The 20,339-nt window shown below is 38.4% G+C and carries 20 protein-coding genes; all 20 read left to right on the top strand.

Annotated features, from left to right (window positions below; genetic code table 11):
- The first annotated feature begins 268 nt into the window (after window positions 1-268).
- The 20 genes from mtnA to cpu_RS11750 all read left to right on the top strand — a co-directional run bounded on the left by mtnA (window position 269) and on the right by cpu_RS11750 (window position 20,316).
- Window positions 269-1,303 (top strand): S-methyl-5-thioribose-1-phosphate isomerase, encoded by a 1,035-nt coding sequence (gene mtnA / locus cpu_RS11840; protein WP_075860179.1) that lies wholly within the window; start codon window positions 269-271, stop codon window positions 1,301-1,303.
- A gap of 1 nt (window position 1,304) precedes the next feature.
- Entirely contained in the window at window positions 1,305-1,937 is a 633-nt protein-coding gene (locus tag cpu_RS11835; protein ID WP_075860178.1) for a class II aldolase/adducin family protein, read from the top strand.
- A 9-nt stretch (window positions 1,938-1,946) separates the two neighbouring features.
- Window positions 1,947-3,275 carry a pyrimidine-nucleoside phosphorylase gene (locus cpu_RS11830; protein WP_075860177.1) on the top strand — a complete coding sequence of 443 codons (1,329 nt, stop codon included), beginning with the start codon at window positions 1,947-1,949 and terminating at the stop codon, window positions 3,273-3,275.
- Window positions 3,268-3,666: a cytidine deaminase gene (locus tag cpu_RS11825; RefSeq protein WP_075860176.1), complete on the top strand. Its 399-nt coding sequence runs from the start codon at window positions 3,268-3,270 to the stop codon at window positions 3,664-3,666. Before cpu_RS11830 ends, cpu_RS11825 begins: the two co-directional genes overlap by 8 nt.
- Window positions 3,666-4,352: a deoxyribose-phosphate aldolase gene (deoC, locus tag cpu_RS11820; protein ID WP_075860175.1), complete on the top strand. Its 687-nt coding sequence runs from the start codon at window positions 3,666-3,668 to the stop codon at window positions 4,350-4,352. The genes cpu_RS11825 and deoC overlap by 1 nt, the downstream gene beginning before the upstream one ends.
- A 155-nt stretch (window positions 4,353-4,507) precedes the next feature.
- The gene (locus cpu_RS13705; RefSeq protein WP_159434012.1) at window positions 4,508-4,660 is read left to right on the top strand and encodes a hypothetical protein; all 153 of its coding nucleotides are present in this window, start codon (window positions 4,508-4,510) and stop codon (window positions 4,658-4,660) included.
- Between the two features lie 112 nt (window positions 4,661-4,772).
- Window positions 4,773-6,149, top strand: coding sequence for a [FeFe] hydrogenase H-cluster radical SAM maturase HydG (gene hydG / locus cpu_RS11815; RefSeq protein WP_077177335.1), 1,377 nt, complete (start codon window positions 4,773-4,775; stop codon window positions 6,147-6,149).
- A 9-nt stretch (window positions 6,150-6,158) separates the two neighbouring features.
- Window positions 6,159-7,376 carry a [FeFe] hydrogenase H-cluster maturation GTPase HydF gene (hydF, locus tag cpu_RS11810; RefSeq protein WP_075860174.1) on the top strand — a complete coding sequence of 406 codons (1,218 nt, stop codon included), beginning with the start codon at window positions 6,159-6,161 and terminating at the stop codon, window positions 7,374-7,376.
- Complete coding sequence (locus cpu_RS11805) at window positions 7,345-9,543, top strand: sigma 54-interacting transcriptional regulator (RefSeq protein ID WP_077177333.1); 2,199 nt, start codon at window positions 7,345-7,347, stop codon at window positions 9,541-9,543. The genes hydF and cpu_RS11805 overlap by 32 nt, the downstream gene beginning before the upstream one ends.
- A gap of 306 nt (window positions 9,544-9,849) precedes the next feature.
- The gene (locus tag cpu_RS11800; RefSeq protein WP_075860172.1) at window positions 9,850-10,914 is read left to right on the top strand and encodes a hydrogenase small subunit; all 1,065 of its coding nucleotides are present in this window, start codon (window positions 9,850-9,852) and stop codon (window positions 10,912-10,914) included.
- Window positions 10,914-12,341, top strand: coding sequence for a nickel-dependent hydrogenase large subunit (locus tag cpu_RS11795; RefSeq protein ID WP_075860171.1), 1,428 nt, complete (start codon window positions 10,914-10,916; stop codon window positions 12,339-12,341). The genes cpu_RS11800 and cpu_RS11795 overlap by 1 nt, the downstream gene beginning before the upstream one ends.
- Before the next feature lie 11 nt (window positions 12,342-12,352).
- The gene (gene cybH / locus cpu_RS11790; protein ID WP_075860170.1) at window positions 12,353-12,985 is read left to right on the top strand and encodes a Ni/Fe-hydrogenase, b-type cytochrome subunit; all 633 of its coding nucleotides are present in this window, start codon (window positions 12,353-12,355) and stop codon (window positions 12,983-12,985) included.
- A gap of 9 nt (window positions 12,986-12,994) precedes the next feature.
- Window positions 12,995-13,456, top strand: coding sequence for a HyaD/HybD family hydrogenase maturation endopeptidase (locus cpu_RS11785; protein ID WP_159434011.1), 462 nt, complete (start codon window positions 12,995-12,997; stop codon window positions 13,454-13,456).
- Between the two features lie 37 nt (window positions 13,457-13,493).
- The gene (locus cpu_RS11780; RefSeq protein WP_075860169.1) at window positions 13,494-13,835 is read left to right on the top strand and encodes a hydrogenase maturation nickel metallochaperone HypA/HybF; all 342 of its coding nucleotides are present in this window, start codon (window positions 13,494-13,496) and stop codon (window positions 13,833-13,835) included.
- Between the two features lie 3 nt (window positions 13,836-13,838).
- Window positions 13,839-14,501 (top strand): hydrogenase nickel incorporation protein HypB, encoded by a 663-nt coding sequence (hypB, locus tag cpu_RS11775; protein ID WP_075860168.1) that lies wholly within the window; start codon window positions 13,839-13,841, stop codon window positions 14,499-14,501.
- A gap of 3 nt (window positions 14,502-14,504) precedes the next feature.
- Window positions 14,505-16,769, top strand: a complete 2,265-nt coding sequence (hypF, locus tag cpu_RS11770; RefSeq protein WP_075860167.1) for a carbamoyltransferase HypF — start codon at window positions 14,505-14,507, stop codon at window positions 16,767-16,769.
- A gap of 6 nt (window positions 16,770-16,775) precedes the next feature.
- On the top strand, window positions 16,776-16,991 hold the full coding sequence (locus cpu_RS11765) for a HypC/HybG/HupF family hydrogenase formation chaperone (RefSeq protein ID WP_075860166.1): 216 nt from the start codon (window positions 16,776-16,778) through the stop codon (window positions 16,989-16,991).
- Window positions 16,982-18,058: a hydrogenase formation protein HypD gene (gene hypD / locus cpu_RS11760; protein ID WP_075860165.1), complete on the top strand. Its 1,077-nt coding sequence runs from the start codon at window positions 16,982-16,984 to the stop codon at window positions 18,056-18,058. The genes cpu_RS11765 and hypD overlap by 10 nt, the downstream gene beginning before the upstream one ends.
- Window positions 18,059-18,062: 4 nt before the next feature.
- Window positions 18,063-19,058: a hydrogenase expression/formation protein HypE gene (hypE, locus tag cpu_RS11755; protein WP_077177331.1), complete on the top strand. Its 996-nt coding sequence runs from the start codon at window positions 18,063-18,065 to the stop codon at window positions 19,056-19,058.
- Between the two features lie 190 nt (window positions 19,059-19,248).
- On the top strand, window positions 19,249-20,316 hold the full coding sequence (locus cpu_RS11750; RefSeq protein WP_075860164.1) for a BMP family lipoprotein: 1,068 nt from the start codon (window positions 19,249-19,251) through the stop codon (window positions 20,314-20,316).
- Window positions 20,317-20,339: the final 23 nt, after the last annotated feature.

Genomic DNA, 20,339 nt, shown 5'->3' with positions numbered 1-20,339 from the left:
AAGGTCCTGGGAGAGTAGGTCGCCGCCGGAGTTAAATCTAAAGGGGATAGGTAATTTGCCTATCCCCTTTTTGCTTTATACCAATTTTGGGGCGATTCTTATATTGACGCTTCAATGTAAATTACAAAAATGCCCTAAATTAGATGTACAAACGTAAAAATAGGAACTGTTCTAAATTAAGCGTTTGTGAAACTTTTTAAAAGGTAAATAATTGCTGTAACTTTTGAAAAAAATGATATAATAACAAAAGGAAAGGAGCGCTGGTATTATGGATACAATGTACTGGAGAGATAATTCATTGTATTTATTAGATCAAACACGGCTACCCTTTGAAGTTACTTATGTTAAACTTGAAACCTATGAACAGGTTGCCGAGGCAATTAAGACAATGAAAGTTAGAGGTGCCCCTGCTATTGGTGCTGCTGCTGCTTACGGTATGGTCTTAGGAGCACTAAAGTATTCCGGCGGGGCACGGGAGTTTGAACAATATTTACGAAAAGTATATGAAACGTTAAAAAGTACTCGGCCGACGGCGGTAAATCTTTTTTGGGCATTAGAGCGGATGTGGATGAGATTTCAAAAGGTAAAAAATGGTACAACCGAGGATGTTTTTACTGGGCTTTTAGCAGAAGCTTACGCTATTTTTAATGAGGATGTTGAGCTAAACAAAAGAATTGGCAAATATGGCTTAGATGTTGTACCGGATAATGCTACTATTTTAACCCACTGTAATGCTGGGACTTTGGCTACTGCTGGGTATGGTACAGCGCTTGGAGTAGTCCGAGCAGCCTACGATGCTGGTAAACTTAAAAGGGTTTTTGCCGATGAAACCCGTCCTTTGTTGCAAGGTGCCCGTTTAACAGCTTTTGAACTATTAGAAGAGGGAATTGATGTTACTTTAATATGTGATAACATGGCCGGTTATGTGATGAGCCTTGGGCTGGTTGATTTAGTTGTTGTTGGAGCCGACCGGGTTACAGCAAACGGTGATGTTGCCAATAAAATTGGTACATATTCTTTAGCGATTTTAGCAAAAGAACATGGGATACCTTTTTATGTTGCTGCTCCTTATTCTACAATTGATTTGAATTTAACTTCAGGGCATGATATTCCCATTGAAGAAAGAAATCCTGATGAAGTTAGGAAAATTGGCGACCGGTTAATTGCCCCGCCTCAGGTTAAAGTTTTTAACCCTGCTTTTGACGTAACTCCGGCAAAATACATTACTGGAATTATTACTGACCGGGGAATTGTTCGCCCCCCGTATCGGGAAAATATTAAAAAACTTTTCGGGGGGGAGTAGCATGAGCAGGGAAGTATTATTGGCTACTGCTAAAGCAGTAATCTTAGAAGGTTTGGTGGTATCGCCTTGGGGAAATTTAAGCATGCGGATAAGTAAAGATTCATTTCTCATCACCCCCAGTGGTGTTGATTATAATACAATGCAACCGGAAGATTTAGTAGAAATAAGTTTAGCCGGTGAAATTAGGGCTGGAAAACTAAAACCTTCCTCGGAATACCATCTACACCTGGAAATTTATCGGGCAAGAGATGATATAAAGGCGATTGTACATACGCATAGTCCTTATGCTTCAGCTTTTGCCGTGACCAGAAAACCCTTACCCGCTTTAGTAGAAGATTTGGCTCAAATTGTTGGAGGAGATGTTGAAGTTTCAAGATATGCTCCTCCCGGAAGTGAAATTTTAGCAAAAAATGCGGTTTTGGCTTTGGGCAAGAAATTTGCTGTACTCTTAGCTAACCACGGAGTTGTAGGAGTAGGAAGGGACATGGAGGAAGCCTTAAGAGCTGTTCGGGTAGTTGAAAAAGGGGCCAAAATTGCTTTATTTGCAAAAATTTTAGGTGGTGCCGTATTATTAGAACCCGAAGAAATTCAAACGATGCATGACTTTTATTTAAACAAATATGGACAAAGGTAGGGATTTAAAATGAGAGCCTATGACATTATCTTAAAAAAACGTAATGGAGAAAAACTTTCTAAAGAAGAAATTTATTTTTTTGTCCATGGATATACCCGGGGTGACATTCCTGACTACCAAATGGCTGCATTTTTAATGGCGGTTTATTTTCGGGGGATGGATGAGGAAGAAGTGGCAAACTTAACATTGGCAATGGTTGATTCAGGGGATAAGGTCGATTTATCAGCTATTTCAGGGATTAAGGTGGACAAACACAGTACTGGCGGGGTTGGAGACAAAACAACTTTGGTTTTAGCACCCCTTGTTGCTTCGGTAGGAGTACCGGTAGCAAAGATGTCCGGCCGGGGACTAGGTCATACTGGGGGAACATTGGATAAATTGGAATCGATTTCCGGATTTAATATTGCTCTTTCCCCAGAGCAATTTATAAAGCAAGTAAATGATATTGGCATTGCTGTTATAGGGCAAACGGCAAAACTTTCCCCTGCTGACGGAAAAATGTATGCATTGCGGGATGTAACTGCTACAGTGGATAGTCTACCTTTAATTGCTTCTAGTATAATGTCCAAAAAAATTGCGGGGGGCGCTGAGGCAATTGTTTTAGATGTAAAAACCGGTAGTGGAGCTTTTATGAAAGATTTAGAAGGAAGCATTAAACTTGCCGAGACTATGGTTAAAATAGGCGAAAGAGTTGGTAGAAATACGGTTGCTGTTATTTCCGAAATGGGTGAGCCTTTAGGTTATGCTATAGGCAATAGCTTGGAAGTTAAAGAAGCTATAGCTACCTTAAAGGGTGAAGGACCCGAGGATTTAACGGAGTTATGCCTTACTTTAGGGGGATATATGGTTTATCTTGCGGGGAAAGCCGATGATTATGAGACAGGTAAGAATCTTTTAAAAGATGCTCTAGAGAGCGGGAAAGCTTATGCAAAGTTAAAAGAATTTGTAAAAAGTCAAGGAGGAGATGTGCACCAAATCGACAATCCTTCGCTTTTACCAAAAGCAGCAAGAGTTTATGAGTTATTGGCAGACGAAACTGGTTTTGTTACGAAAGTAGATGCCTTAAAAATAGGCTTGGGTGCCATGTATTTAGGGGCTGGTAGAGCAACTAAGGAAGAAAAGATTGATCATAGTGTAGGAGTAATTTTAAAGAAAAAAGTTGGGGATGTTGTTAAGAAAGGTGAAGTTTTAGCAAAACTTCACTATAATGATAAAAAGAAATTGGAAGATGCACAAAAAATTGTGTTTGCAGCTTTTAAAATAGATAGTAGGCCACCTCAAAAGGCTCCATTTATTAAAGCGGTGGTGACAGCTAAAGGAGTAGAGAGATATGTCTAATCTAAAAGAGCTGTTACTAAAAAATGCTATTGAGGCTAGAGAAAAAGCTTATACTCCTTATTCTGGTTTTAAGGTAGGTGCTGCCGTTTTAGGTGAATCCGGGAAGATTTATCAAGGAGCAAATATTGAAAATGCTTCCTATGGTTTAACTATTTGTGCCGAAAGGGTGGCAATTACTAAAGCCATAAGCGAAGGGGAAAAGAGGTTAAAAGCGATTTTGGTAATCGGTGATACAGCAAAACCTATTTCACCTTGTGGAGCTTGCCGGCAGTTTATGGCCGAATTTAAGATTAAAACAATTTACTTAGCAAATCTGGCAGGGGACATAAAAGAATTTACCTTAGAGCAAATTTTACCTTATTATTTCACCTTGGAGAAGGAGGAAAATTAATGGTAAATCCTACTGAAATTGCGCAAATGATTGACCATACTCTCTTAAAAGCAACGGCAACTTATGCCGATATTGAAAAATTATGTCAAGAAGCTAAGCAGTTTAACTTTAAGAGTGTCTGCATTAATCCAGCTTTTGTACCGTTTGCGTCCCAAATATTAAAAGACTCTGAAATTAAAGTTTGCACTGTGATTGGCTTTCCCCTTGGAGCTACCAGCACAGCGGTAAAATCTTTTGAGGCGTCGTGGGCGGTGGAAAAGGGAGCCAAGGAAGTAGATATGGTAATTAATATTGGTGCTTTAAAAGCGCAGAAGTATGAAGAAGTATTAAAGGATATTAAAGAAGTAGTTAAAGCATCTAAAGAAAAAAATTCTAACGTAATTGTTAAGGTCATTATAGAAACCTGTTACTTAACTGATGCAGAAAAAGTTAAAGCCTGTGAATTAGCGGTTGAGGCGGGAGCTGACTTTGTAAAAACATCGACTGGTTTTGGTCCTGGTGGGGCGACTATTGAAGATGTTCGCTTAATGAAACAAACCGTTGGGGATAAAGCCTTGGTCAAGGCAGCGGGTGGAATTAGGTCGTTTGCTGATGCCCTGAAAATGATAGAAGCTGGAGCTTCAAGGTTAGGGACTAGTTCTGGGGTTGCAATCATGCAAGGGTTAACCAGTAAAGAAAATTATTAAAAGGGGTAATTTGCCCCTTTTTTTCTTTTTTAAAAAAGATAGAAAATTTTTAAGATAAAAACTTATTAAGTGAAAGTTGACACAAGTGCAAAACTTTTTTACAATTATGACAAAAGAAAGTTTTGGAAAAATATTTAACCTAAAGGGTGATTTCCATGATAGCTACTTTAATAGCTGTTCTTACCATTATTATTGTGGTGGTAAACGGTATAATTGGTATTGCAGGGCTATTTTTTGCCTTAAAAAGTACCAAGAATCACAAGACTATGGCTTTTAAAAAGAAACTTCTTTCAGTTACTGATAATTAGTTTATAAAGGTTATTAAGACCGGTGAGCGCAAAAGAGCGCTCTTTTTTTTTTAGTAAAAAAACGTTATTATAAATTTTAAATAAGCTAAAAGGTGAGAAAGAAGGGTTAGTGGTGAATATTAATGATATTCTTTTAACTGTTCAGCAAGCTTATACTGAAACTTATATGAGTAAAAATTTAACAAAATTAAAAATTAACGAGCTATTTCAAAAATTACAATGGGGTGAACGACTAAGCCTTACCGATGTAGGATTGGTTTTTTTAAATGACCACGATGAATTGGACCAAGCCTTATTTGGATATGCTCGAAAAGTTAAAGAAAAAATTTATGGTCGCAGGATTGTATTATTTGCTCCCCTATATTTAAGTAATTATTGTATTAATAATTGCAGTTATTGTAGCTTCCGTAAACAAAATGATAAAATAACCCGTATTCGCCTTGAGCTTAAGCAGGCAGTTAAGGAAGCTCAGGTCATCCGGGATATGGGGCATACCCGCATCCTCTTGGTGATGGGAGAAGAACCGGAAGATAAGACCCTTCTTTATTTAGAAAAAATAATTCCGGCAATTTATGAGCAAGTGGATATAAGAAGAATCAATGTGAATATTGCTCCCTTAACTACGGACGGTTTTAGGCGATTGAAAAATTTAAAAATTGGAACTTATCAATTATTTCAGGAAAGCTATAATTCGGAAATTTATCAGGAAGTACATCTTTCTGGTCCCAAGAAAGATTTTATTTGGAGGCTTTCTGCCATTGACCGTGCCCTTGAAGCCGGGATTGATGATGTAGGAATTGGGGCTTTATTTGGTCTTGGGGATCCCCTTTTTGAACTTCTTGGGGTGATAGCCCATGCTGATTATCTAAAGAAAAAGTATGGAATTGGACCTCATACAGTTTCGGTTCCCCGCTTAAAACCAGCGGTGAATGCAATATTTGCTAATGAATTTAAAATTAGTGACTATAAGTTTAAAAAGATTGTGGCGCTTTTAAGAATTATGCTTCCGTACACTGGCATAATCTTGTCTACCCGTGAACCTCAAGATTTACGGGATGAACTGGTAGAACTTGGAGTTTCACAGATGAGTGCTGCCTCTAGAACTGGGCCGGGAGAATACGGACGGGATAACAAAGAAGAAGTTACTCATCAGTTTTTACTCTCTGACCATCGTTCTTTAGAAGAAATTGTAAACGTTCTACTAGAAAAAGGTTTTCTTCCGAGCTTTTGTACAGCTTGCTATCGAAGTCAGAGGACAGGGAAAAAGTTTATGGGATTGGCAGATCGGGGCAAGATTAAAGATTTTTGTACTCCAAACGCCCTTTTTTCCTTTGGGGAATATCTCTTTGAAATAAAAGATAAGCACCCGGAATTATTTATTAAAGGTAATAATTTTCTAACGGAGATGGTTAAAACTTTACCTAATTCTGAAAAGATCAAAGAAGCACTTATTGATATTTTAAACGGTAAAAAAGATGTATTTATCTAGGTGATGGCGATGGAAAATTCCTTGAGAATATACCGAAAAACAATTGGAATTTTTGGTCGTTGTAATGCTGGCAAGTCTACCTTATTAAACAATATTACTGGCGAAGAGAGAGCTATAACCTCTCCCCTTCCTGGGACAACTACCGATCCAAACCGCAGGGCCTTTGAGCTCTTACCCTTTGGTCCAGTAGAGTTTATTGATACTCCCGGTTTAGATGATGATTCTATTCTAGGGGAGATCCGTAAGGCAAAGGCTCAAGAAGTTTTAAAAATTTGTAGCATAGTTATTTTGGTGGGTAATACTAAAGTTAGCCCTGGAGAATATGAACTTAATTTTATAGAACAAAATCTAAAGAAAAAGACTGTAATTGGCGTAATAAATAAAGTATCGGATAAAACGGAAAACCTAGAGTTGTGGCAACAGCTCTTTGAAAAATTTAAGATTTCGTATTTAGTTCATGATTGTAAGAAGGATGACGGTTCGATTGTTCGAGAATTCTTGGTTCAAAATCTTCGGGATAGTTTAACAAAAACGGTGGTAGCTGATATAGTTCCATTAGGAAAATCGGTGGTATTGGTGATTCCAATTGATGCTGGAGCTCCTAAAGGCAGGATTATTCAACCGCAAATGCTTGTCTTAAGAGAGCTTTTGGATAATTATATAGTGACCCATGTAGTACAACCAGAAAATTTACGAGAACTACTCTTAAACCTTAAAGAAGAGCCTGGTCTGGTAATAACTGATTCCCAGGTTTTTGCCAAGGTGCGGGATATCCTCCCAGAAAATATTTCCTTGACTTCTTTTTCTATTTTAATGGCCCGATATCGCGGGGAACTCTCAATTTTTTTGGAAGGTATACAAAAAATTAAAAGGTTAAGAGAAGGAGCAAAGATTGGTATTTTTGAAGCCTGTGTCCACCACGTACAAAAGGATGATATTGGATCTGAAAAAATACCAGCAATCCTTAAAAAACTTACCGGGCGGAATTTTAGTTATACCCTTCATAAAGGACGGGAATTTAAAATTAACGAAAAACTGGACTTAGCGGTACATTGTGGCGGGTGTATGTTAACAAATGAAGAGATACATCAGAGAATTGCCTATTTTAAAGAACAAGGCATTAAAGTAATTAATTACGGCATGTTATTTGCATATGATGCTGGGATATTGGAGAGAGCACTTAAGCCTCTAGGAGGTGAAGCGTTTGCAGATCGTTTCAACGGATAAGGAAAAATGCAAAGCGTGTTACGCCTGTGTTCGTAACTGCCCGGTGAAGGCAATAAAGATAGAAGATCAAAAAGCTGAAGTGCTGGAAGAAAGGTGTATTGCTTGTGGGAGTTGTGTTCGGGTCTGTAGTCAGGAAGCTAAAAAAATTTATTCCTTTAAAGATGAAGTTTTAGCAAGAATTAAAAAAGGGGATAAGGTGATAGGACTTTTAGCGCCTTCTTATCCGGTATCTTTTTATCCCTTAAAACCTGAAGAGGTTCATGGAAAGTTACTGGCGTTTGGTTTTTCTAAAATTGAAGAAGTAACAGCTGGGGTGGAAATTATCTTACCAGAATACGGTAATTACCTTCGGGAAGCGAAAGATTATGTTATAAGTTCGGCGTGTCCTGCTATTGTGTCATTAATTGAAAAACATTATCCAGAATTAGTTAATCATTTGGCTCCAATAAAGTCACCGATGGGAGCTTTAGCAAAGTATTTAAAAACGCAGGAGCCAAAATCTTTTTTGGTATTCATAGGGCCTTGTATAGCGAAAAAAAATGAAGCTTTAAACTTTAATGAAAGCCATATTGATGCAGTATTAACTTTTAAAGAAATTAAAGAGATGTTAAAAGAGGTAGCTCCGCGAAGGGTTTCGGAATATCCGAGAAATTTTACTCAATCTTTTCCTTTACCTGGTGGATTAATAAAATCGCTAAAACATAGAGGTTATGAAATTGAAAGTCAAAGGGGAATTTCTATTGAAGGACAAGAGCAAGTTATTGAGACTTTAGAAAGTTTAAAAGAAAAGAAAGTTTCTGGAGTTTTGTTTTACGATTTATTGTTCTGTCGAGGATGTATTGACGGACCGGAAATTGACAGTGTATTGACGTATATAGAAAGGCGCCAGTATCTATTAGAATTAAGTAAAGAAAATAAAAAGATTTTGGTAAAAAAGCCTGTTGGCAACTTTCGGGTTAAATATACGGTAAAGGCCAGGGAACTTCCGTTACCTACCGAAGAAGAAATTAGAGAAATATTGGCTTATACGGATAAATTTCAACCGGAAGATGAACTAAATTGCGGGGCTTGTGGATATAATTCCTGTCGGGAAAAGGCTATTGCGGTTTATCAGGGGCTTGCGGAAATTGATATGTGCTTACCCTTTTTATTAAAAAAGACCAGAGGGGAAGCGGAATTTTACCGTAATAAATATGAAATGGAAAATCGTAAAAAATACTATTTGGACGGGATTACTGGCCAAACGGAAAAAATAATTGAAGTAAAAAAGTTAATTGAAAAAGCTGCTCTTTCCGATGGCAATGTTTTAATTCAAGGGGAAAGTGGCGTGGGGAAGGAGATTGCGGCAAGAACTATTCATTATTTAAGCGAAAGGGCAGAAAAGCCTTTTGTTGCTATTAACTGTGCGGCAATTCCGGAAAATTTATTGGAATCTGAACTATTTGGCTATGAAGAAGGGGCATTTACCGGAGCAAAAAAGGGGGGCAAAGCAGGAAAGATTGAACAAGCTGATGGCGGAACGCTATTTCTTGATGAAATTGGTGATATGCCACTAAACATGCAGGTAAAGCTATTACGTTTTATCCAAAACCGGGAGTTTGAGCGGGTGGGAAGTAACGCACCGCGTAAAGTTGATATAAGGATTATTGCCGCAACAAATCAACCCTTAGCTAAGTTAGTTAAGGAAGGACGGTTCAGGATGGATCTTTATTATCGGTTAAACGTTTTTAATATTAGTATTCCACCCCTGAGAGAGCGCAGAGACGATATACCTCTGTTGATAAACCGTTTTATGATCGAATTTTGTGAACGGCGAAAAATGGTACCTAAGATTGTTACTCGTGAAGCTATGAGCATTTTAATGAATTACTCTTGGCCTGGAAATATTCGGGAGTTACAAAATGTAATTGAAAGAGCGTATTACCTGGCGGAAGGTAATTTAATTAAGCCAGAACATTTGCCTGCCCAAATAACATCGAAAGCACTATCCGGAGAGAAAGTGACAAAGATAACAACTTTTAAAGAAGCAGTAGCGGAAGTGGAAAAGAAATTAATAATTGAAGGATTAAAAGCAACTAATTACAATAAATTGGCATGTGCTAGGCTATTAGGAATACCCAGAGCAACCTTATATCAAAAAATAAAAGAGTACGGAATAAAAATCTAATATTACGAATTTGTACTAAAAGGAACATACTATATAAATTAATCTTATATAATTAATCCAAGAAAATTACTAATTTCACAATCATGTACGATTGTTTTATTTTTTGCTAAAAATGTCTAATTATTAGACATGTCTAAAAAATGGACAAATTAATAAAAAATTATGAAACTCGCGCATTTTTGTGTCAATCTGTCTAAAAAATAGACACATAAAAAATCCCAGACTTAAAAATCTGGGATTTTTCTTTGGCATGGAAATTGCAAGTAGTACTTTTTACGATAAAACAAAAAAGAGGGGGTTTTGGGTTTGAACAAGTTTTCCAGGAGGGAATTTTTAAAGTTTGCTTCTTTTACTGCTGCAAGTCTTGGATTGTCCCAAAGGGTTCCAGAAGTGGCTCAAGCCCTGGAAAAGGCGGCTAAGGGCCAGCCGCCAGTTATCTGGATTCAAGGCGCTTCCTGTACCGGCTGTTCAGTTTCCCTGTTAAACTCCGTCCATCCGGATATTAAAGAAATTCTTCTGGAAATTATAAGTTTAAAATTCCATCCCAATATTAGTGCAGCAACAGGACATGTTGCCGTTGAAGCGTTTTTAGGAGAAGCTGAAAAAAATAAAGGAAAATTCTTTTTGGTAGTGGAAGGGGCAGTGCCTACAAAAGATAACGGCGTTTACTGTTCAATTGGTGAAAAAGACGGTCGGGAACTTTATTTTAGTGATGTTGTAAAGGAACTTGGAGAGAAAGCGTCGGCAGTTATTGCTATTGGTACTTGTGCCGCTTATGGTGGAATTCCAGCGGCGGAGCCCAATCCCACCGGATGTGTACCAGTAACAAAAATCATTGATCCCCAAAAAGTTTTGAATATTCCTGGCTGTCCGCCCCACCCTGATTGGTTTGTGGGGAGTTTGGCGCATGTACTTTTATACAATGAATTACCGGAAACTGATAAATTTGGACGGCCCAAAATGTTTTACGGAGGAATAATCCACGACAATTGTCCGCGGCGCCAGTATTTTGATAACAGCATATTTGCCAAAGATTTTAGCGAACCGGGATGTTTGCTGCTACTTGGTTGTAAAGGGCCTGTTACCCATTCGGATTGTCCTACCAGGCTTTGGAACGGCGGGGTGAACTGGTGTATTAAAGCTGGACACCCTTGCATTGGTTGTACAGAACCAGGATTTCCGGACAAAACAGGGCCAATATACGAAAAGATGCCCGAGATTAAATTACCAGGTATTTCGGCTTCCGCTGATACCTTTGGCGAAGTGGTGGGAGCGGCTACCGCAATTGGACTTGGTGCTCATTTAATCGGAAATATTGCTACTGGCCGCTTAGGTGGGCATAAGAAAAAAGATAAGGAAGGTGAAAACTAATGGCCCAGAGAATCGTAGTTGACCCGCTTACCAGGATTGAAGGACACTTAAAAGTTGAGGTAATGGTGGACGGTGGCAAAGTAGTAGATGCCAAAAGCTCAGGGGTCCTTTACCGGGGTATTGAAACTATTTTGGTAGGAAGAGATCCGCGGGATGCTCAGCAAATTACTCAGCGGATTTGCGGGGTCTGTCCCACTGCCCATGCCACTGCTGCCACCTTTAATTTAGACAACGCTTTTGGGATTCAACCGCCAAAAAATGGTCGAATTTTAAGAAATTTAATTTTTGGAGCAAATTATTTGCAATCCCATATTTTGCACTTTTACCATTTAACTGCTTTAGACTATGTTAAAGGGCCTGATGCTTCACCCTTTATTCCCCGTTATGAAGGGGATTACCGGCTGCCGGCTGCGGTTAACCAAAAAGCGGTGGAGCACTATATTCAAGCTCTGGATATGCGGAAAAAAGCCCATGAAATGTTAGCAATCTTTGGGGGGAAAATGCCCCATGTGGTCGGGATAGTGCCCGGAGGGTCTTCGGAAAATGTTGATGCCCAAAAAATTATTAATTTTCGCTCTCGTTTGCAAGAACTTATTTCTTTTATTGATAATGTTTATATACCTGATGTATTAGCTATTGCTGAGTATTACAAAGATTATTTTGATATTGGACGGGGTTGCCAAAATCTTATGAGTTACGGAAGCTTCCCCCAAAAGGAAGATGGTAGTGAAAGATTCTTAAAACCTGGAATTTACCTGCAGGGGCAAGATCAAGAATTAAATCCGGAAAAAATTACAGAGCATTTAAAATACTCTTGGTTTGAAGATAGCGGTACCCAAAAGCATCCTAAAGATGGTGTAACTAATCCTCAACCGGGCAAAGAAGGAGCTTATTCTTGGATGAAGGCACCACGGTACGAAGGTCATCCTATGGAAGTAGGACCCTTGGCTAGAATGTGGATAGCAGGTGAAAAGAAGATTCGCGGATTGGGTGAAAAGGCTTTCTCCGTTTTAGGGCGTCATTTGGCCCGTGCCCTGGAAGCCTCACAAGTGGCTCATGCAATGGAGGAATGGCTTAATGAGCTAGAACCGGGTAAACCCACCCATACGCCTTTTGAGATTCCTAAGGAAAGTGAAGGGATGGGTTTAACCGATGCACCCCGGGGAGCTTTAGGACACTGGATTAAAATTAAAAACCACAAAATTGCCAATTACCAAGCAGTAGTTCCAACTACCTGGAATGCTTCTCCCCGTGATGATAACGGGGTGTTAGGACCTATTGAACAGGCTTTAATAGGAACTCCGGTCAAAGACCCAGAAAATCCAATTGAAGTTGCTCGAGTAGTGCGGGCTTTTGACCCTTGTCTTGCTTGTGCTGTTCATTTATTTACCCCGGGTCAGGATTTGGGTAAATTTAAAATTTATTAGGAGGTGGAGCCATGACCCGGAAGGTATTACGTCATCCCCTGTTTATTAGATTGACCCACTGGATTAATATGATAGCAATAACTTCATTGATTATCTCAGGCTTTTATATTCACAATCCTTTAAAGTACAACTTCTTTTCAACTATGGATGCAGCGAGAAAGCTTCACTTTTTTATGATGTACGTTGTCATGGCAGGATTATTAGCTCGAGTCTATTATGCAATTGCTACCAAAGATTATCAAAATATCTGGTTTAGATTTAGAGACTTAAAAAATTTTCCGGCCCTTTTAAGATATTATCTTTTCTTAACTGATGAACACCCTAACTGGGGAAAGTACAACCCGGGACAAAAGCTAGTTTATTCGGGGTGGGGTATTTTACTGATTATTCAAATCTTGACTGGACTTGCCTTATATAAACCTGGTAGCTTTCCAACTTTAGCTTATATCTTTGGGGGTTTAAACATTGCCCGTCTTATTCACTATTTAGTAAACTGGATTTTTGTCATAACAGTTGCTATCCATTTGTATCTCGATTTAACCGAAGGTTTGGGAATTATCAGATCGATGTTTACCGGCTATGTTTCTGTGGATGAGGAAGAGACAACGGTGGTAACTAAGGAACAATTAAGGCAAACCCTGTAGGTGATTTCTTTGGCAAAAATACTAGTTTTGGGCATAGGTAACAGCATATTTAAAGACGAAGGGATTGGCGTTCACATTGTTAAAGAATTAGCAGCTGAATACACTTTAGATGATGTCGAGTTCGTTGATGGTGGAACTGCTTCTTTGGACCTTCTTGACTTTATAGAAGGCAAGGATAAAGTTATTATTATCGATGCGGTCCGGGGAGGAGGCGTTCCAGGAACTATTTACCGTTTCAAGCCTACTGACATCGAAATAAATTTACCCCTTTCCCTTTCCCTGCACCAGGTAGGCTTGATGGAAGTTTTGGGAATGCTAAAGTTTCAGGATCCCTCCTCCTTAAATAGAATTATCCTTTTTGGCATTGAACCAAAAGAAATGGGCTGGGGATTAGATTTAAGTTCCGAATTACAGGCAGTTAAAGAAAAAGTAAAGAAGGAAATTTTAAAAGAGATAAATTCCGGGGATTAACCCGGTTTTCTCTTTTTGAAGGGAAGGTCGAATTTTTATGCATGAAACGGCTTTGATGGAAAGTGTTTTGGCTATTCTTGAGGAAAGTGCCAGAAAGAACGGTATTAATAAAATTACTAAAGTTAAGCTAAAAGTTGGTGAGCTGACCAATGCTCTACCAGAGGCCTTGGAACTTGCCTTTGAAGCCGCTAAAGGCGATTTATTAACTAAAAATGCTGTCTTGGAAATAGAGCAGGTTAAGGCTTATTTTAGGTGTCAATCCTGTGAGAAAATATTTTCGCTTGAAAGCCCAGGTTTTTATTGTACCTTTTGTCACAGTAGATATGTTAAAATAATTTCTGGAGACGAGCTCTTAATTGATTACTATGAGGGGGAATAAAAAGTGCAAGTCCAACTTACCACCAATATTTTAAAGGCAAATGATGCAATTGCCGCTTTAAACCGAAAAATATTTTCGGAAAAAAACATTTTTGTTATGAACATCATTAGTTCTCCCGGTGCCGGTAAGACTACTATTTTGGAAAAACTTTTACTGAAGCTTCCTCCCGATATAAAACCGGCGGTGATTGAGGGAGACTTGGCTACTACAAAAGATGCGGAAAGAATTGAGAATACCGGTGTTTTTGCTTTACAAATTAATACCTTGGGCGGATGTCACCTCGATGCAAATATGATAAACCAGGTCCTGGAAAAATTGCCGCTTGAAGAAATAAATCTTTTAATTATTGAAAATGTTGGAAACCTTGTGTGCCCTGCGGGGTTTGATTTGGGTGAAGATATGAAAATGGTGGTATTAAGTGTTACCGAAGGAAATGATAAACCTCTGAAATATCCGGTGATTTTTAGAGAAGCAGCGGTTTCTGTACTAAATAAAATAGACCTCTTAAATTATGTTGATTTTGACTTAAATCAGTATGAAGAAGATCTTATAGCATTAAACCCAGACCAGCGGCGTTTTTACATTAGTGCCCGTACGGAAGAAGGTTTAGAACCGTTAATTGAGTTTATTGTGGAAAAGGTTAGAGCCAAAAAAGGCGGAGAGTAAGAAATGAAAGTTTCTAAAAAAATAACTGTATCTGGGTTAGTCCAGGGGGTTGGTTTTCGCCCTTTTATCTGGCGGATTGCCCGGGAAAATCAAATCACAGGGTGGGTAAAAAACAGCTTAGCGGGGGTGGAAATTTTAGCAGAAGGGAAAGAACACCAAATAGCGCAATTTATCAAAACAATAAAAAAAGACAAGCCACCTCTGGCAATAATTGAAAAAATATCAGTAACGCAGGCGAAGAAAATTTATAATTTTGAAACCTTTGAAATCATTGAAAGTTATCGGGATAAGGAAGGAGTTTTGATCGTTCCTGCTGATTTACCGGTTTGCGAGGATTGTTTAAAAGAACTTTACGATAAAGAAGACCGGCGTTTCCGATATCCCTTTATAAACTGTACTAATTGCGGTCCCAGATTTACCATCATAGAAAAATTACCTTATGACCGGATTAATACTTCCATGCAAGAGTTCCCTCTTTGTCCTGAGTGTTATGAGGAATATAAAAATCCTGAAAATAGGCGTTTTCATGCTGAACCTGTGGCCTGTTCCGCCTGTGGGCCACAACTTTTTCTATATGATACGGAAAAAAACTTAATTGCACAAGATGATAAGGCGATTTACAGGGTTTATAAGCTATTAAAAGAGGGAAAAATACTTGCCCTAAAAAGCCTTGGGGGCTACCATTTGGCGGTTGATCCTCTTAATCCTCAAGCTGTCTTACATTTGAGGCAGCGAAAACGCAGGGAAGCAAAACCTTTTGCCCTAATGGTTAGGGATTTAGTTTCTGCCAAAAAATATGTTTTGTTAACTAAAGCTGAGGAAAAACTTTTGACGTCAAAAATAAGACCGATAGTTTTATGTCGAAGGAAAAAAAGTTCAAAAATAGCGCGGGAAGTAAGTCCAGATAACAACTATTTGGGCATTATGCTTCCGTACACGCCGCTTCATTATCTAATAATGGAACATTTTGACGCACTGATTATGACCAGTGCTAATCTTACGGAGGAACCAATCGTTTATCAAGATGAAGAAGCGTTTATTAAATTAAAAGGCATTGCCGATTTTATATTGACCAATAATCGACCAATATTAAGACCGGTTGATGATTCTGTGGCAATGATTCACAAAAATAAGCCGGTTATTATAAGACGGGCCCGGGGCCTTGCTCCCCTTCCCGTTAAAGTTTCGGGTATACGGGAGGGGATTTTGGCCTTAGGTGGGCAGCTTAAAAACAGTTTTGCCCTTACCAAAAAAGATTACGTTTATTTAAGTCAATATTTTGGTGACCTTGATAATTTACTCTCCAGGCGTTCGTATCTGAAGGGAATTGAAGATTTTTGCAATTTTTTTGAGTTTACCCCAAAAATTGTGGCTTTTGATTTGCATCCTGGTTATTTTACTTCTACTTTAGCAGAAGAAAAATATCCTAAGCTTCAAAAAATCCCTATCCAACACCATAAAGCTCATTTAGCGGCAGTTGTAGCAGAAAAGAGGATAAGTCCTCCCTTTATGGGGGTAATTTTTGATGGCACCGGTTATGGTGAAGACGGTATGATCTGGGGAGGAGAATTTTTTGTTGCTCTTACTGATGAAAAATATGAGCGTATTGCTCATTTAAAGTATTTTCCTCTATTAGATGGCGATGATGCAGTTAAAAAACCCTGGAAATCTGCCCTAAGTTTAATTGCGACAACTGGGGTAGACTTATCGGAGAATATTTCAAAATGGGAGGTAGCTGCAGACGAATTAGAGCTTGCTATAAATAGGCTTTCCCGGCAAACTTTGTATACTTCAAGTATTGGCCGACTCTTTGATGGAGTTAGTGCTTTACTTGGTTTAAAGACTATTATTAGTTATGAAGGACAGGCTGCAGTACTACTGGAAACCAGAGCCCAAAAAGAAGAGACAGGGCGGTATGATTTTAATATTATAGATAAATTTCCTTATGAAATAGACTATAAGCCATTAATTCTAGAAATTCTTGAGGATAAAAGAAAAGGAACAGCAATTGAGGTAATTTCAGGTAAATTTCATAATACAGTTGTTGAAATGATTGTTGCTGTGGCCGAGATAGTTAAAAAAAGTTATGGAATTGAAAAAATCCTTTTTGCCGGTGGAGTTTTTCAAAACCGAATATTGTTGCAAAAAGCTTTTAAGCGTTTGCAATCTTTAAACTTTAAACCAGTGGTTTCAGAATATGTTCCAGTAAATGATCAGGGTATAGCATTGGGTCAGGTATATATTGCCAATAAGCTTATTAGGGAGTGATGGTAAATGTGTCTTGCTGTAGTAGGTAAGGTAGAAAAAATAGAAGGAGAGCTTGCTATTGTTGACTTAGGTGGGGTTTTACAGCCGGTTAGCTTGGTAATGGTACCTCAAGTCCAGGTTGGAGATTTTGTTTTAATTCACACCGGGTATGCGGTAGAAATTATTTCCGAGGAAGCTTATAATGAAACAATGGAATTATTGAAGGAGTTAAGATGGGAATGATAAATGCCAATCTTTTAAAGATGTTTAACAATCTTATGAACCTTGCTAAAGAAAAGGGACAAACGATAAATCTAATGGAGGTTTGCGGTACCCATACCATGGCTTTGTTTGAACATGGAATTCGAAGCCTGCTTCCTGAAAATATTAACCTCGTTTCGGGACCAGGTTGTCCGGTATGTGTTACTGGAGAGGAAGTAATTGTTGAAGCCATGGATTTAATTGAAAATAACACCGTAACAATGTTTACCTTTGGCGATATGATGAAAGTACCAGGAGAAGGTCGAACCTTAAATGAACTAAAAGCCCAAGGATTTCCGATAAAAGTAGCTTATTCACCTAGGGTAGCATTGGAATTTGCTGAAAAAAACCCCAAGATTGAGGTGGTTTTTTTTGGGGCTGGTTTTGAAACTACGGCTCCGGCTTTAGGAGCTGTAATCTTAGAGGCTTTTAATAAAAAACTTAACAATTTTTCGGTGATTTTATCCGTTAAGACAGTACCTCCCGCAATCCACTTTTTATTTTCCCAAGAAATTAGGATAAACGGCTTTATTTTACCAGGACATGTTTCAGCGGTAATAGGAGCAAAATCTTTTAGGTTTATTACCGAAAAATATCAAGTACCAGCAGTGGTTACAGGATTTACCGCGGAAGAGTTACTGTTGGGAATTTCTCTAGTAGTAAATTCAATTTTAAAAAGGGAACCAGGTTATTACAACGCCTATCCAACGGTGGTCCGAGAACACGGTAACATTGTTGCCCAAAAAATTATTAGTGAGGTATTTGAGATTGGTGATGCTTATTGGCGAGGTATAGGTAATATTCCTTCTTCCGGTTTATTTTTAAAGGAAAAGTTCGCAAAATTTGATGCTAAGAAGAAGTTTGGTTTAAAAGATCGGCAGCCAATTATACCGCGGGGATGTAAATGTGGAGAAATTATGCTTGGTAAAGTTTTACCTCCCGCTTGTCCTCTTTTTGGTAAAGCCTGTACTCCCGAAAAACCGGTAGGGGCTTGCATGGTGTCTAGCGAAGGTAGTTGTGCAGCTTATTTTAAATATGGTAGGAGGTAAGGGGATGGATTTGATTACCTTAGCCCATGGGGCAGGCGGCAAATTAACGGCAAAGCTTATTGATAACCTTTTTAAAAAATATTTAGGGAATGAATATCTTTTCCAAGGTGATGATGGGGCTGTTTTATCATTACCTACTTCTAAAATTGTCTTTTCAACTGATAGCTTTGTAGTAAGTCCCCGCATTTTTCCTGGAGGGGATATCGGCAAATTAGCAGTTTATGGAACCGTAAATGATCTTGCGGTGATGGGAGCAAAACCGTTATTTTTATCGCTGGGGTTAATATTAGAAGAAGGGTTAATGATCCCGGAACTTGAAAGAATCATTCAATCAATAGCCGAAGCTGCTAAAATTACTGGGGTAAAAATAGTTACCGGTGATACCAAAGTAGTTGAAAAAGGAAAGGGCGATCAAATTTATATTAATACTTCTGGCATTGGGGTTATCAATGCTCCCTTTATTCCTACGGGGCGAGCAGCTAAACCGGGGGATAAAATTTTAGTAAATGGTTTTTTAGGAGACCATGGGGCAGCAATATTAGCTTGCCGGGAAAATATTACCGGGGATTTTATAAGTGACTGTGCCCCTTTGAATGATTTAATTGAGCTTATATTAGAGAATTTCCCAGTTCATACTATGCGTGATCCCAGCCGTGGAGGACTTGCGGCTACTTTAAATGAAATTGCCAAACAAAGCCGAGTGGGAATTGAATTATGGGAGGAGTCTATACCTATTCGACCCCAAGTTAAAACTTTATGTGGGTATTTGGGCTTAGATGCTTTTGCTTTAGCCAACGAAGGCAAGGTAGTGGTGATTTTACCTTCGGAAGTTGCAACTGAAGTTTTAGAAACAATGAAGACCCATCCATTAGGACAAAATGCTGCAATTATAGGCGAGGTAAAAAATGAGCCCCAAGGTATAGTTTATTTAAAAAATGCTTTTGGTGGTGAAAGAATTATAGATATGCCTTTAGGGGAAAATTTACCAAGAATTTGTTGAAAAAGTTTAAAAAAATTTTTTATCAGCAGGAAAAGTAAAAAGATTGTCGAATTATGAAGCTTAGAAAAGCAGTTGCTAGTTTAATTGTATTGTAATACAGTATACATTAATAGGAGGTGAAAAAGGAAAGAAAGAAGTATAATTTGGTTATTATAATATTATATATTATAAATTTTAAGGAGGATATGGTATGCGAAAATTTAAGTCTTTATTAGCAGCTTTTATTTTAGTAATATTTGCTGCATCAACTTTGCTTGCCGGTTGCGCTAAGAAAACTGAAGAACCAGCCAAGAAGGAGGAAACTAAGAAAGTTAGAGTTGGTCTTGTATTTGACGTGGGTGGCCGTGGGGATAAGTCCTTTAACGATGCTGCTTATGCTGGACTGGAGCGGGCTCAAAAAGAATTTGGGGATAAAATTGAAGTAAAATACTTAGAGCCGTCTGCCGGTGGTGAAAACCGGGAACAGCTTTTAAGATTACTGGCTCAAGATAAGTATGATCTTGTTTTTGGTGTGGGTTTTATGTTTACCGATGCTATTGCCAAAGTGGCTAAAGACTTCCCCCAAACCAAGTTTGCCTTAATTGACGGGTATGTTCCTGACTTAAAAGAAGACAGCAACATTTCTTGTTTGCTCTTTAAAGAACATGAAGGCTCTTTCTTGGTAGGTGCTGCGGCAGCTTTAAAGAGTAAAACTGGTAAAATTGGCTTTGTTGGTGGTATGCAAATTCCTTTAATTGAAAAGTTTGAAGCGGGATACATTGCGGGTGCCAAATATATAAATCCTAAGATTGTAGTATTGTCTGATTATATTGGAACTACTGGTGATGCTTTTAAAGACCCAGTTAAGGGTAAGGAATTAGCCTTAAAACAAATTAAAAATGGTGCCGATGTAATTTATCATGCTTCGGGTGCTTCCGGCGTAGGGGTTATTGAAGCAGCGGCTAGTCAGAAAAAATTGGCGATAGGGGTTGACTCCGACCAATCTTTAACTGCTCCTGAAGCGCAAAGACCTTACATCTTAACCAGTATGTTAAAACGGGTTGATACCGCGGTATTTGATACCATCAAGAGCATGGTAGAAAACAACTTTAAGGGTGGGTACCAAGAATTTGGTCTTAAAGAAGATGGGGTAGGATATGCTGTAAATGAATATAATAAAGACCTTATTGCAGATATTAAACCCAAACTCGAAGAAATTAAGACCAAGATCATAAATGGAGAAATTAAGGTACCAACCAGCAAAAAAGAGTTAAAATAACTTTAAAATTAACTTAATAAATG

It is taken from the genome of Carboxydothermus pertinax, assembly GCF_001950255.1.
Taxonomy (GTDB): domain Bacteria; phylum Bacillota; class Z-2901; order Carboxydothermales; family Carboxydothermaceae; genus Carboxydothermus; species Carboxydothermus pertinax.
This window is presented reverse-complemented; position numbering and strand designations above follow the sequence as displayed.

What these genes read in the sequence shown, in the direction of transcription:
- hypD (WP_075860165.1), top strand. Translation starts at nt 16,982, where the DNA reads ATGGGAATGATAAATGCCAATCTTTTAAAGATGTTTAACAATCTTATG.
- cpu_RS11825 (WP_075860176.1), top strand. Translation starts at nt 3,268, where the DNA reads ATGTCTAATCTAAAAGAGCTGTTACTAAAAAATGCTATTGAGGCTAGA.
- hydF (WP_075860174.1), top strand. Translation starts at nt 6,159, where the DNA reads ATGGAAAATTCCTTGAGAATATACCGAAAAACAATTGGAATTTTTGGT.
- cpu_RS11835 (WP_075860178.1), top strand. Translation starts at nt 1,305, where the DNA reads ATGAGCAGGGAAGTATTATTGGCTACTGCTAAAGCAGTAATCTTAGAA.
- cpu_RS13705 (WP_159434012.1), top strand. Translation starts at nt 4,508, where the DNA reads ATGATAGCTACTTTAATAGCTGTTCTTACCATTATTATTGTGGTGGTA.
- cpu_RS11780 (WP_075860169.1), top strand. Translation starts at nt 13,494, where the DNA reads ATGCATGAAACGGCTTTGATGGAAAGTGTTTTGGCTATTCTTGAGGAA.
- cpu_RS11830 (WP_075860177.1), top strand. Translation starts at nt 1,947, where the DNA reads ATGAGAGCCTATGACATTATCTTAAAAAAACGTAATGGAGAAAAACTT.
- cybH (WP_075860170.1), top strand. Translation starts at nt 12,353, where the DNA reads ATGACCCGGAAGGTATTACGTCATCCCCTGTTTATTAGATTGACCCAC.
- hypE (WP_077177331.1), top strand. Translation starts at nt 18,063, where the DNA reads ATGGATTTGATTACCTTAGCCCATGGGGCAGGCGGCAAATTAACGGCA.
- mtnA (WP_075860179.1), top strand. Translation starts at nt 269, where the DNA reads ATGGATACAATGTACTGGAGAGATAATTCATTGTATTTATTAGATCAA.
- deoC (WP_075860175.1), top strand. Translation starts at nt 3,666, where the DNA reads ATGGTAAATCCTACTGAAATTGCGCAAATGATTGACCATACTCTCTTA.
- cpu_RS11795 (WP_075860171.1), top strand. Translation starts at nt 10,914, where the DNA reads ATGGCCCAGAGAATCGTAGTTGACCCGCTTACCAGGATTGAAGGACAC.
- cpu_RS11765 (WP_075860166.1), top strand. Translation starts at nt 16,776, where the DNA reads ATGTGTCTTGCTGTAGTAGGTAAGGTAGAAAAAATAGAAGGAGAGCTT.
- hypF (WP_075860167.1), top strand. Translation starts at nt 14,505, where the DNA reads ATGAAAGTTTCTAAAAAAATAACTGTATCTGGGTTAGTCCAGGGGGTT.
- cpu_RS11750 (WP_075860164.1), top strand. Translation starts at nt 19,249, where the DNA reads ATGCGAAAATTTAAGTCTTTATTAGCAGCTTTTATTTTAGTAATATTT.